The sequence below is a fragment of the Pelagihabitans pacificus genome, from assembly GCF_009371985.2.
GTDB classification, from domain to species: Bacteria; Bacteroidota; Bacteroidia; order Flavobacteriales; family Flavobacteriaceae; genus Pelagihabitans; species Pelagihabitans pacificus.
Genome location: NZ_VIKU02000001.1, coordinates 343,875 through 357,390, shown reverse-complemented (window position 1 = coordinate 357,390; position 13,516 = coordinate 343,875). Strand labels below are relative to the sequence as shown.

Annotated in this window: 12 protein-coding genes; 2 read left to right on the top strand and 10 right to left on the bottom strand. The window is 45.6% G+C overall.

The features are described from left to right. Positions 1-3: 3 nt before the first annotated feature. From vgrG to FK220_RS01610, 10 genes are all read right to left on the bottom strand, one after another. A complete protein-coding gene (gene vgrG / locus FK220_RS01655; RefSeq protein ID WP_152572541.1) occupies positions 4-1,749 on the bottom strand; it encodes a type VI secretion system tip protein VgrG in 1,746 nt (581 codons plus the stop codon). Continuing rightward, positions 1,746-2,438 carry a CIS tube protein gene (locus tag FK220_RS01650; protein ID WP_152572540.1) on the bottom strand — a complete coding sequence of 231 codons (693 nt, stop codon included), beginning with the start codon at positions 2,436-2,438 and terminating at the stop codon, positions 1,746-1,748. Before FK220_RS01650 ends, vgrG begins: the two co-directional genes overlap by 4 nt. Further along, a complete protein-coding gene (locus FK220_RS01645) occupies positions 2,438-2,623 on the bottom strand; it encodes a DUF5908 family protein (protein WP_152572539.1) in 186 nt (61 codons plus the stop codon). Before FK220_RS01645 ends, FK220_RS01650 begins: the two co-directional genes overlap by 1 nt. 1 nt (position 2,624) lies before the next feature. After that, positions 2,625-3,092 carry a phage tail protein gene (locus FK220_RS01640; RefSeq protein WP_152572538.1) on the bottom strand — a complete coding sequence of 156 codons (468 nt, stop codon included), beginning with the start codon at positions 3,090-3,092 and terminating at the stop codon, positions 2,625-2,627. Between the two features lie 22 nt (positions 3,093-3,114). After that, positions 3,115-3,543 (bottom strand): phage tail protein, encoded by a 429-nt coding sequence (locus tag FK220_RS01635; protein ID WP_152572537.1) that lies wholly within the window; start codon positions 3,541-3,543, stop codon positions 3,115-3,117. Positions 3,544-3,588: 45 nt separating this feature from the next. Next, positions 3,589-5,679: a phage tail sheath family protein gene (locus tag FK220_RS01630; protein WP_152572536.1), complete on the bottom strand. Its 2,091-nt coding sequence runs from the start codon at positions 5,677-5,679 to the stop codon at positions 3,589-3,591. Between the two features lie 21 nt (positions 5,680-5,700). Continuing rightward, a complete protein-coding gene (locus tag FK220_RS01625) occupies positions 5,701-6,942 on the bottom strand; it encodes a hypothetical protein (protein WP_152572535.1) in 1,242 nt (413 codons plus the stop codon). Positions 6,943-6,947: 5 nt separating this feature from the next. Continuing rightward, entirely contained in the window at positions 6,948-7,688 is a 741-nt protein-coding gene (locus FK220_RS01620; protein ID WP_152572534.1) for a DUF4255 domain-containing protein, read from the bottom strand. Between the two features lie 49 nt (positions 7,689-7,737). Beyond that, on the bottom strand, positions 7,738-8,433 hold the full coding sequence (locus tag FK220_RS01615; RefSeq protein ID WP_238718865.1) for a response regulator transcription factor: 696 nt from the start codon (positions 8,431-8,433) through the stop codon (positions 7,738-7,740). A 279-nt stretch (positions 8,434-8,712) separates the two neighbouring features. After that, on the bottom strand, positions 8,713-10,251 hold the full coding sequence (locus FK220_RS01610) for a sulfatase (protein ID WP_152572533.1): 1,539 nt from the start codon (positions 10,249-10,251) through the stop codon (positions 8,713-8,715). Between the two features lie 120 nt (positions 10,252-10,371). On the opposite strand from FK220_RS01610, the gene FK220_RS01605 reads away from it, so the two are divergent. Both FK220_RS01605 and FK220_RS01600 read left to right on the top strand, forming a co-directional pair. Further along, complete coding sequence (locus FK220_RS01605; protein WP_152572532.1) at positions 10,372-11,808, top strand: glycoside hydrolase family 30 protein; 1,437 nt, start codon at positions 10,372-10,374, stop codon at positions 11,806-11,808. A 209-nt stretch (positions 11,809-12,017) separates the two neighbouring features. Then, positions 12,018-13,400, top strand: a complete 1,383-nt coding sequence (locus FK220_RS01600) for a 3'-5' exonuclease family protein (RefSeq protein WP_152573623.1) — start codon at positions 12,018-12,020, stop codon at positions 13,398-13,400. Positions 13,401-13,516: the final 116 nt, after the last annotated feature.

The following is a 13,516-nucleotide window of genomic DNA, read 5'->3' as shown; positions in this document are numbered from 1 at the left end:
TTTCTAATTTAATTGTAGAATACTTCCTTTTACCGTTGTGGCTCCGCTAGATGATAATTCAGCCGCTGCGCTTCCCTCGAATTTCGCATTGGCTCCTCCCTTGATTTCAGCATTGGCGCCCGATTCCATTTGCAGGTTCACAGAGGCATTGAGCTTGACATCCTTCATGCTTTCTATTTCGATGCCGCTATTGTTCATAATCAACTTGTTACCGTTGCTGTCTTCCAACGTAATACTGCTGTCATCATCGTTCATAAAGAATTTGTGGCCCCCGGGGGTTTCCAACAAGATCGATTTTTTATCATCATCAAATAGTAATTTCAGTCCCTCCCTTGATAGGTAACCTTTCTCATGGTTGTCGTCGGCCGCAGGGAACGGGGCGGTGTTTTTGCTGCTATGTACTTTCCCTAAAATGACTCCGAAACGTGGGTCGGCATTCAAGAATCCGACAATCACCTCATCCGCGATTTCCGGACGGGAGACCCAACCTCTGTTCTCGCCGGCATCCAAGGAACAAAGCCGCATCCAGGTACCTTCATCGCTGTCGTGTACCATGGGCAATCGCACCTGAATCCGCTCCTCGGCATCGGGATCCTCAAGGGCCGTCACGATACCGATATGCAATCCCTGTACGGCCGGAAGTAGACCCGATGCGAGTGGCTGTTCGAGCTCGAATTTTTCCGCAAATCGCTCCGGAACTTCACCGAACTGAATGAACGTTTCCCAATTTCCTTTTTCTATATGATGGCGTACTCCGGATACCATTACTTTTCCCTCAAAACGTTCCCCTACATTTTGCAATTCGATTAGTTGCCCAGGTAAAGGGGTGTGAATACCGTCGATTTTGAGCTTTCCCTTTATTTTGGCCAAACGCTGCTTTTGCAAGGTGCTATTGGCCCAAATTTGGAGTTCTTCGGCACCCAAGGCGGCATGCCGTATCTCAAGCTCATTATTATCGGTGGTGGCCGCCAAATCCGTGGCGGCCAGGTTTCCCGCCGCCGGTACCCCTGGGTCTTGGGCTTCACTGTTAACGGCCTCTTGATCCGCCGGACTCCAGCCGATCGATTTCAGGGCCTCGTACTGGTGTCTGGCATCGATTTCCGCATCGAGTTCCTTAATGGTGGCACCGTATGCCAAGGTCAGGACCGGTTCCTGTGAAAAATCGGGTGCCTTAAAACCAACGGTAGTGCCTTCCGTGGTGGTTATCCAAAAACCATTTTCCTCGGCCCTACATGCCATAAAGTCCCAATCGGTGCAGTTGAATTGCACTACCTCTTTATGGGTCATTTGTGTACTATCGGCTTTAAGCGTCAATCCGTGATCGCGACAAAGTTGATCTGCGATTTCATCATCCTTGGTATCATGGAAATAGTTGTTGTTGAGCTTGGTGGTCATCTTAATCGCTTCGTGCCTGCATTCTACCACCAAAGCGGAAACGTTCTTTCTTACTTTTATGCTGTGCTTTACCGTAATACCCTTAAAGACCGTTTCCTCGTCGTTTTGATACCCCGCCTGTATTTCAATTGGTTTGCCGGGCACGAGTTCCTCACTATTACTGGTAGTAAAGCCCTGTTCCGCCGCCGAACCATCCTGTAATAAAACAGTAGCCTTTGTAATACTATTGATTTCCTTTTGTATAACAATGCTCAGTACTTTGAACTGTTCTGAAATTTTATTGCCATCGACCAAAATCGTAAAGGTGGAAACCGATTTTGGTGCCGTACTCGGTATGGTATTCACTTCGCTCATGCTACAGGGGTGTTTTTCGTGATGGGAGGAAAAAAGATTTCGGTTCCCGGTGGGAGATTTCTAAAATTGGGGAGTTTATTGACTTGTGCTACTTGTAAATAGTAACTGGAACTTCCATAAATTTTGTAACACATCATCGGCAGGGTATCCCCTGACTTTATCAATCGATAATGGGTCATATCGGGCGATTCCCTGCGTTCCTCCGCCGTTCGTAGGTTGTCTTCGACGCTTCCGGTAAAGGTAACCTTGCATAGGGCCCTGATAGGCTTCCCGTCGGGGTTGAAGAGCTTGAAATTGATATTGAGTCCGGTACAACGCCCTTTGAAAAGCAAGCTTCCCCAGAGTACTTGGAAGTGTTTCGGTTCATGGATATCCCCCTCGTATTTGAGCAAAAGATCTCGTAATTCGGTGATATCGTCCTCGATCGATTCCCTTGGCTTGCCATCGATGATCCCGGAACTATCGATCAATAATTCAAAGGCAAATTCCTCTGGCTTTTTGACCGAGAAGCGTTGCTGCGAGCTACTGGTGCCCTGTCCCTGACCATCCTGATACTCTACCTTATAGTCCAATGAATAAGTCTCCGGGTTGAGCATTGCCGTAAAGGTTTCCTGTTCACTGGGCGCATCGGAATAGTCCGCATTCTTAAAGGCGATTATTTTAAGTTTTTCCAGTTTTCCAAGTGCCATTATCGTTCTTTTTTATCCTCCATGATTCGCATAACTTGCTCTACGACATCTTTTGCCAGTTTCTCGGGATCGGCCTTTTTACCAGCATCCTGTTCTGAAACAGGGGTACTACTACCTTCTCCTCCTTCGGACTTGGCTTGATTGACAGTGATACTCACTTTTAAATGGTTAATTTTCAAAGACATCCTATCCTTTTTGAACGGTGAAATAATTGTAGGCTATTTCGAGGGTTTCGACCATGACTGAATTCTCACTTGCGTTGAGATCGCTGACATTCCATTTTCGAGGCCAGGCTTTGAAGACCTTCCAGGTCATGAGGGGGTCATGGTCGCTATTCAGGAGGCTGATGTTCATTTCGGCAGGCTCGTACTCCCTATCGTACAAGGCACTTTTCACCCACTTGATAAGTTCTGAATCGAGCAGTAACCCTCTTTTTAGGGAAAGGTCCGAGAATTTACTTCGGCCTGGGAGTTTGTGCTCGAACAAGTTTTGGCCGCCTTCCTTGATATTTTCCACATCAAGTTCCATATTGAGTCCCCCGACACTTTGAAAACGTACATCGTTGTCATTGCCGATATTGATGAACTCGACCCTAAAGTGAAAGCCCACGGGAGGATAATACCCCCCTGCTTTATGTAAATCATCCTTTGCCACAATGGGTATATCTGTGAGATGTCTATTCGATGATCTTCAGGCCTTCATGGGCCAATTCCAATGTCTCCACTGCAATCTCATTGCCATCTGCCTTTAGGTCGCTCGCCTGTACCTTGATCGGAAATGCGTTCTTGATGCCCCAAGTCATGACGGGCTCGTGTTCCTCATTCAAAAGACTAATGGTGATATCCCTGCGTTCCACATTGGTGAGGTTGATGGTTTTCATCCAATTATAGAAATCGATATCGCCGGAATAAGTGCCGCGTTTCAATGTGATGTTGCTGAACTTGTGCATGCCGGGCATCTTGATTTTGTGGTATTCCGGACTGCTGCCTTCGCGATACTCTATGGGCTCCACCTGAAAGTCTAACCCGGTGACTTCGGTAAATCCAATTTTGGCGCCACTCCAGTCAACCCTGAAATGAAATTTAGTTAATGGATATGTTTCCATGATACTGTTTATTTATAGATTATTTTTTTGTTTGAAACTTCCCGATTACGATTCCGCCAGCTTGTGCGAGAATTGTAGGATAATGAATTCTGCAGGCCGTACGACCGCCATTCCAATTTCAACGATCATTCTGCCTTCCAGAATATCCACGGCCGACATTGTTTTGCCCAGACCGACCGCCACGTAGAAGGCATGCTCTGGTTTGGCACCCTGCAGTGCTCCCTGTCGCCATTGAAGGGTCAGGAAGTTCTCGATCATGGTCTGTACTTTGGTCCATGTATTGGCGTCGTTGGGTTCAAAAACGAAGGGCTCGGTCGATTTTTTACAGCTCTCCTCGACCATATTGAAAAATCGTCGGACGCTGATGTAACGCCACTCGTTGTCGTTCCCTGCGAGCGTTCTGGCTCCCCAGACCAGGGGACCTTTTCCGATGAAAGTGCGGATAGCGTTGATAGATTTACCCGCTACGGCGTCTACATTGATATTCGCCTGTTCTTCATGGCTGATTACTATAGAAGGTTCGCTCACCGAATTCAAACTTACGTTTGCAGGGGCTTTCCATACACCCCGTGAATTATCCACTTTTGCGTAAACACCTGCTATAGCACCGCTAGGGGGTAAGGTGTTGATGCTTCTAGTGATATGCTTTACCAGATTACTGATGACGGGATGCCTTTCATATAGGGCATCCTGCGCCGCTTTCTTGTATCTATTCGCAGCCCCCCTTACAGCATCGGCATACGCGATTAATTTTTCAAATTCCTTTAAAACATCATTCGCAATTTGTCGTGCCATGACAGGATGCGCCGTTGTGTCGGTAGGATCACCATAGTCTTTAGTAGTTGCAGAAATGCCGGATAAGGCGGAATCTACCCAAACGCTACTTGGTGCAGAACCTGCGCTATCTTGGTATAAGGGATAAACATCCGTAACTCCGGTAAGCCCATTTAAGGGGAACACATCAGTGTTTTTTTCAATTGCCACGATGCCCCGTATGGCACCTCGCCACATATTACTCGATAGCGCATACGTATTGATGTCAGGAGCAATATTGGTACCACTTATGTTTGGATCATTGTACAGATCTTGAAAACTCATGATCGCGTTTCGGCAAAATTCGAACAATGCCTGGATGGCTGGCAATACATTGGCGGAATCAGCGGCACCGTCTACGGTATTTTTGTATCCTAGGAACTTTTCCTTGATGGTTGAAGGCATGTTCGCTACCGTCACCGAATCATCAAAATTACCATCGGTCGTATTCGCTCGTTTAATGCTGGTGATTGTATTCTCCACAAGGGTTGCCTCACTTTCCGCTGCTTCATAACTATTTATCAGATCTAAGTGTTCACTTTCCGACGACAATTGGCTCAGATCGATATCACCTGACGAATCATCGATATTATCCTTGAATGAAGCGAGATCGATATCCCTTGGATAGGTCGCTATCACATAAGGAGTGTAGGCAGCACCATACTTTAGATTGTTTATACCAATATTATTTCTATAATTTTCGATGGCGGTATCCAAATCGTTTCCGGTAATGTTTTCCTTGAGATCAAAGAGTCCCACCCTATCCTGAAGCTTGGCACATTGTTCCAAGGCCATTTGTTGCAGACTATAAAAGTTGGCATCGTCGTTTCCGTTGGTAACAACATTGATGGCATCCGGGAATAGAATAATGGTAGGTTCATCATATTTTTCCAACGCTTTCACCCCAGCCCTGAGACCGGTAGGTGGTGCCGCATTTTCGTCCCCGTAGGATGGTGCCGTTCCGAATAACCCTACCGAAACTATGTAGCAATCCCCACCGCCGTTATCAAAAAATAACCGAAGACTGTCATATAGCAGGTACCTTTCCGTATTGGCAATACTTACACTGACGACCGCATAATTGTTGGTTTCGTCAACAACTGCACTTATGTCGTCAATCGGATGGTCACCACCGTAGAACTCCCTGAATTCGAGTAATGAAGATATACGGGTAGGTTTCAGGTGGAGAGATTCCCCTCTTTTTTCTGCTTTTTCCGTGTACCCTACGAAGGCCGGAATTGCCGTTTCCACTTGGGCAACGGAGGGCGGGAGTTTTGGAATCTCCTCGACATAAACACCCGGAGTTTTGTAAACTGTGGCCATAATGTGTGATTTTAATTGTTTTTATAAATTCAAAAATGTTTCGCTTACGATGTATTTGTCATCACCCTCCAGAATCGAGAGGTTCCGATGGCCCGGGACCTTTGTTTTCTGGAAAGTGTCCGACCCGTCATAGGCTATCGAAATAGTATCGATGGCCTTTTCGTTCATTCGAACAGGTAATTGACTTTGAAATATATTCCCCCCCAGACTGTCGAAAACGATTTTTCCGTCGTCGTCGGTGATATTGGTTACCTTGTTGGTTTTGCATTTATATTTTAACAAGTATTGGGCAGGGGCGAATCTGATTTTATAGTTGCGCGTTTCGATTTCCGTGTTTGCCGGGGCAACCGTAAAGAACGAGCCATCTTCTTTTAGAAACCGGTATTGGTCTTCCGTCGCCATGGCATCATTATGAATGTTGATAAGGCCCAAATACGATTTCCAGTCGTTTTCCGGTCTGAGATATAGGACTATTTCCTGGGTGGTATTGAGGATTACCTTATAGATTCCTTCCTCCAGGGGTAGGTTTTCCTCCGTACGAAAACTGAGCAAGACCTCTTTGATAATAGCCCCGGTGGGATTCTCTTCGGGTCCTATGGTTGTCTGTTTCACTTCGATATCGAAGTCTTTCGTAACGGGATTGTATTTGTTGTAGCTTAGGGTTACTCCCGTAGCCGGTGTGGTAAGGGCCACTATTTTTTCGGGTCCCGTAAACGACAAGGTAGTCGCCGGAGATACATAGCTTACTTTTTCCAGTTGCCTAAATTGGGACCCATTATTCAGATTTCCCGTATTGGCATCTATCTTTTGTAGGCATTCGTAGGCGGTATCTGATCCGCTACGAACCAAATCGTTGTATTTGTAGGCCTGCGTGGCATTGAATTGGGGAAGTTTTTCGTGTAGATAGAGCACATTCTCGACTGATTTGTTAGTACCATCAAGAATGGAAACGGCATTGCTGAAGTACAGCTTTATGTTGAACGGGTCTTCGGGGGCATAGTTGGTAATGTTGGAAAAATTAGGTCCGATCACCTCTAGAAAAAATTGAAGCGTGAAATCATTGTCCAACTGTAGAAAAGGCATGGTATCATCTAGATGCTTGATGAGGACATATAATTTGTTTTGAAAGAATTTCGAAATCAAGCCCGCACCTCGTAATGTTCTCCGTGTGGCAGACGTAGGTATAATGCGAAGGACTTCCGGTGTGGACACCGAAAAATAATCATGTTCTATTTCTATGGTAAACAGGGGTGTGTATCGCATAGGTATCAATTTATCGTGCTGGCAATGACACTCTTCTCCGTCTGTATTTCCCTTATTAGTCCGCCACCCATTTGGTTGGCTTCATCGGCAATGACCACCATTCTCATTTTGTAAAGGACCGATGGCAAATATTTCCCGCCGAGGGTACTCCAGAGGTGGTTCACCTGTTCAAAATTCATCGTGTAGAGTTCCAGGTGCAATTTCTCAATGCCCGGGTCCAAGGAAGGATAGCTGGCCTGTGAAAAGTAATTGTTGCTTTGGAAGCACTGTATCACATTGGAAATTCTACTGAGGGCGGCGGTATAATCATTTAGATTTACAGAGAACAGTATATAGAGGTTCACGAGAATCTTGGGGTTGGTATGAATAACTTTGTCAACCTGCCTATAGATGCCATCGGGATTTTTGGAAATCCGATCTTCCTCGATATTCACCAGTGTAATGATTACACCGGATGTGTCTTCCGTTTCGCTGGTTTCCCCGCTGTCTATGATTCTGGCAATGTTCCCTAGGACTGCGTACTTCTGTGTGGAAGCCCCAAGCAAGCCCTGAAGATATAAATCGGTTTGCTCCTCGATAAAAGACAACGCTTTGCTGATCATACCAACAACGATTAAGTTCAAGATACTAGTCAGGGGAATTTTTACCGGGGGAAAGAGTAGGGGTAGTAGGTGTTGGTGCCGATGGGTACCCCATCGTTTGTTACCTGCAAGATTTAAAGAAATAACCTTCAAAGCAATCCCCATTTTTGGGGATTTTTAATACGGTATGATTGAATATGACCTAACTAATTTCCTATAGGCAGATAAAAGCGGCTGCTTTTTTGATTAAGTGTGCGGTGTTCTTTACCTGAAATTTTTCAATCAGATTTTTACGGTGCGAAATGGCGGTATGATTGCTAATAAACAACATATCGGCAATTTCCTTGGATGAAAAACCATTGGCAATAAGCCGAAGCACCTCTTTTTCCCTCGTCGATATATGTAGGGACTGTTCGTTGGAAAATAGCGGGTTGTCGACCTTTTCGGAAAGCTCAAAATATTGCTCTATACGTTCCTTGTCGGTTACGTCGAAAAAGTAGTTAAGGGATAGGGTTTGTCTTTCCATTTTGTGCAGATGCATTTCATGTTTGATGCAAACCCGTTTAGCGTCGGAATTGGTCATGTGATATCTTAGGGTAAGCGGATTCCGGGTAAAGGGAAGTGCAAAATAATCGAATATACTATTTCGTATCCATAACGACTCCTTTGGATCAATTCTTGAAAGCCAAAAGCGCCAACCTTCCTCTATGAGTCTATCGCAATCTGGGCCAATAAGGGTTTTAAAACGACTATTGCAATGTAGAAAGTGGTCTGTCTCAATTTGATAGACGCAGATCATCAGGTTTTTGGAAAATTGACAGGTCTTCAGAATTTTGGAAATCCTGGTTTCAAGGGCACTTTCGAAAGAGGCCCTGGATTCTAGGCAATGGGTTGTCTCTGCTAAGTTCATTTTTGTGGGGCATTTTTATAAATGTACCAAAGAACTTACAACGGTTTATGCACATTTGTATGATCGGTTACTATTTGTATACGAACAGTAGGTAATTCTTTATTTGAAGTAATCTTAGACTGATGGTTTTTGAGGTATGCATTAGAGGTGAGAAGGAAAATGTTTAGGGTAGCTTTAGCTCGTATACGACTGTTTTGGAGGATTGCTTACTAGTTGGCAATCTGTTCGGCATGGCCATGGGAAAAATGCTATGGATACTCCAATCTTGGCATGGCAACTTTACTCCTCGCTTAAAAGTTCGTAGGGAAAGGCAACCACTTCTCCGGTAATCTTGTCGATGGGCATTTGGGCGTCTACGGCTTTCAAATGATCGCTCAGGTTTTTAGCCAGTTCGATGGCCTTCTCCTTATTTTGGTCCAATAGGTTGATAGTTTCCCCTATATCCTCTTGGAGATTGTACAGTTCCATACGCCTATCGGAATGAAAATAGATGAACTTCCAATCGCCCTTACGAATGGCACTTGCAGCGCCGATACCGGGTCCTTCCTGCCCCCATTGGTTCGGATAATGCCAATACAGGGGCCGTATGCCCTGATACCCGGCATCCTCCAATACCGAGGTAAAACTTTCCCCATCTATTTTTTGAAAGGTCTTCAAGCTATCGACACCTGCAATCTCTAGAATAGTGGGATAAAAATCCTCGATAATTACTGGGTAGTCAGTGACTGAATTGGGTTTTGTATGTTCGGGCCATTTTACCAACATCGGCTCCCGAATGCCCCCCTCGTACATAGAGCCCTTTCCGCTCGCAAGCGGCTTGTTATGGGTATTGGGTTCCCCACCCCTGGCATGCGCACTGAGGCCCCCATTGTCCGACATAAAGAGGATGACCGTGTTATCGGCGATGTTTTTATCCTCAAGGTATTGCATGACATCGCCCAGACTTTTATCCATTCCCTCTATCATGGAAGCGTATTTGGCCTCAATGGAATCCAACCCCCTTTCCAAATATTTTTGGACAAAGCGGTCATCTCCCGTAATGGGCGTATGCACGGCATAGTGCGATAGGTATAAAAAGAAGGGTTGTCCCTTAGTGACGGCCGTATCGACTGCCTTTAAAGCCTCGTTTGTAATGGCCTCGGTCAGAAAGATATCCTTTCCATGATATGCCTCTAATCCAGGTACGGCCCATACCTTTCTTTCCTCATTGCCATTGCCAAAATTTTCGGTTCCCAAATAGCTTCCAGGAGCCCCTGCGGCATGCCCGGCGATATTCACGTCAAAGCCAAGTTTTTTAGGGTCGGCGCCAGGGGTGTCGATGGCCCCTAAATGGGCCTTACCCGAGTGTACCGTATAGTAACCGACATCGTGCAGTGCTTGGGGTAGCGGCAATGCACGTACCGCAAGCGAATCGCCTGTAAAAGGACTCATTCCATTGACATTCCATAGCGGAAACTCTAAAGTGTCATGCGCCCTTTCCATTGGTTGAATACTATCTTTTCGAAGGGTCCAGTTCGTGACACGGTGCCTGGCCGCGTTCATTCCGGTCATCAAACTGATACGGGTAGGAGAGCAGACCGGGGTGGCGTAAGCTTGGGTAAATTTCATTCCTTGTGCCGCCAAGCGTTCCATATTCGGGGTATGATAACGGTCGTTGAAAGGGGTGGGCTGGTTCCAAAAAGGGACAGAGGTATCTTGCCATCCCATGTCGTCGACGAGGAAGAGCACGATGTTCGGAGGCGTTTCCCGAAGCTGGTCAGACTCGCACGAAATCATTAAAAACGACAAGATTATAAAGGGGAGTTTCAGTTTCTTCATACAAAGTTTTTAAGCGTCCTCCGCTCTAAAATACATAATCTATGACGATTATTTGGAATGCAATGAATTGTCGGGTTCCTATATTCGGAAGTCTTCCTATCTTTAGGGGAAAATCATCCTATGCTCACGATTAGTAAAATCAGTGGATGGCTGCCGCTGGCCTGTTCCTGCTTCTTCACGATTATCACAGGATGTTCCGAAAAAGAGGTCAACAAAGAGGAACAGCGGTCACTCGGCCCTCGGTTATACCTTACGACAATGGATCGGTCAAAGCTATTGGAAGCGCAGGCCATTGCAATTGGCAAAGCGGAGGATGCGGATGCCATTCTAACAATTGATTCGGCGACTACGTACCAGCAGATCGACGGTTTTGGGTATACCCTCACCGGGGGCAGTGCCCTTCATCTGAGCAACATGTCGAATGATGTAAGGACGGCCATTTTACAGGAGCTGTTCGGTAAAGACTCCAGCAGCATTCAGGTGAGTTATTTGCGATTGAGCGTAGGTGCCTCCGATCTGGATGAAAAGACATGGTCGTACAATGATTTACCCGACGGAGAAACCGATGTAACCCTCACCAGATTTTCTTTGGCGTATGATACCCTATATTTAATTCCCATATTGAAGGAAATACTGGAGATTTCCCCTAACATCAAGTTGATGGGCTCACCGTGGTCCCCTCCCGTTTGGATGAAGGATAATAAGGACACCCGTGGTGGAAGCCTTTTGCCCGAGTACCATGCGGTGTATGCCGACTATTTGGCCAAATACATACGGGAGATGGGAAAACAGGGGATAACCATCGATGCCCTTACCATACAAAATGAACCTTTACATCCCGGAAACAACCCGAGTCTTTTAATGCTTGGAGACCAACAAGCCGAGTTTATAAAAAATCATTTGGGACCCAAATTCATAGAGGAGGACATTAAAACCAAGATTGTCATTTACGACCATAATGCCGATAGACCCGATTATCCTATTGCTATTTTGAATGACCCGGATGCAGCACAGTACATTGATGGTTCGGCATTTCATTTGTACGGAGGAACCATCGATGCCCTGAGCGGGGTACACGAAGCACATCCTTCCAAAAACCTGTATTTCACGGAGCAATGGGTGGGCGCTCCGGGCAATTTTGCCGAAGATATGGCTTGGCATGTCGAGAACTTGATTATCGGGGCGACCCGAAATTGGAGCAGGACAGTCTTGGAATGGAATCTAGCCGCCGATGAAAACCAAGACCCCCATACCGACCGTGGTGGTTGTGACCGCTGTCTTGGAGCCCTTACCATCATAGGGGATCAGGTTATCAGGAATCCTGCATATTATATCATCGCACATGCTTCCAAGTTTGTCCCTCCCGGTTCGGTACGTATCGCCTCCGACTCGAATGGAATCATACCCAATGTAGCTTTTAAAACACCGGAGGGGTCTATGGTAGTTATTTTGCAGAACAAGGAAACAGGTGATAAGACAATTAGGTTGGAAATAAGCGAAACATCACTTACTGTCGTATTACCTGCACATTCGGTCGGTACGCTGGTCTTGTCTTGAACGAAAGGATTGGAAAGGATGTAAATGAAAATGTCGATTGAATCCTAAGCTATCGCTCTTTATAGCAGCTACCATGTTGAATGAGAGTACCTATTTGTCGATTGACTACCCTCACGATGAAAGGGGCAACAATTGGTGGTTGTGCTAAACGCTTTGAAGCGGGCACCAGAAATCCTACCTTTAAAGCCTCTAAGAATTTATGCAATATCGTGTACACTATCGTTGACATAGAGACTACCGGAAATGGCATCAAAGGCAACCGTATTACGGAAATTTCCATTTTCAAATACGATGGGCATGCCGTGGTCGACGAGTTTACCTCTTTGGTCGATCCCGAATGTGAGATTCCTTATTTCATCACGGGATTGACTGGTATCGATAACGAAACGGTTCGTGGAGCACCTAAATTGGAAGAAATCGCCACCCGGATTTTGGAAATTACCGAAGGTACAATATTTGTGGCCCATAGCGTTAATTTTGACTACAACGTCATCAAAAACGAGCTGAAGGGTATCGGAATCGACTTTGTGCGGAAAAAATTGTGCACGGTCAGACTTTCACGAAAATTAATCCCAGGTTATCGCTCCTATAGTTTGGGAAAACTCTGTTCCGCCTTGGACATTCCTTTGGAGAATAGGCACCGGGCCCGGGGAGATGCGCACGCTACGGTACTGCTTTTTGAAAAATTATTGCGTTCCGAAGGTGCCGAACCGGTATTCAAGTCTTTTTTGAACGCGCGTTCACAGGAAGCGACACTTCCACCTGAGTTGCCTAGGGAAACGTTTCAGAGGCTTCCTCCAAAGCCGGGAATCTATTATTTCAAGAATAGGGAAGGTTCTATTATCTACGTAGGGAAGGCCATCAATATTAAAAAAAGGGTATTGGGCCATTTTTATGATAAGTCGACCAAAGAGGTGCGTCTCTGCCGGGAAACGGCGGATATCGATTTCGAGCTATCCGGAAGCGAATTGTTGGCTTTACTTATGGAGTCTGCCGCTATAAAAAGACATTTCCCTATCTATAATCGGGCCCAAAAACGGACGGTACAACAATATGGTATTTTTGCCTATGAGGATCGCAAAGGAGTGGTGCACCTTGCCTATAATAAAATAAAAATGGTACCGAGGGCCGTTGCCATTTTTTACAGTCCCACGGCCTGCCGTTCGTATCTTCAGGAAATCTGTGAGACCTTTGGTCTTTGCCCGAAATTTTGTCACCTCCAGGAACGCAATGGAGGTTGTTCACACTATAGCATTACAAATTGCAAGGGGGTCTGCCGCGGCAAGGAGCCAATAGCTATTTACAATGAACGGGTAAAGGTGGCCATGGAAAGTATGGAGGTGAAGTATGAAGACGTATGTATCAAGGAAAAGGGCAGAACCCTTTCGGAAGATGCGTTCATACTTATTAAAAATGGTGTCTACCGTGGGTACGGCTTCATAGAAAAAATAGCGGGTATTCGTAGTGAGGCCGACATGGAGGCGTATCTGCAGCCACAAAAAAACACCTTGGAAACCCAAAGTATCATACAATCATATCTCAACAAGAATAAAGGGAATATCTCGATATTGGTCGAAAAGGTCGCCCAATGAGCTTTTAATCTTTCAGCTTTCTATACATGCGTATGACAAAAAGCATCCAAACCATAAAGACAATGGCTACAAAAATGGAATAAAAAAGAATAAAATCCATTATTTTTTGTGCTTAA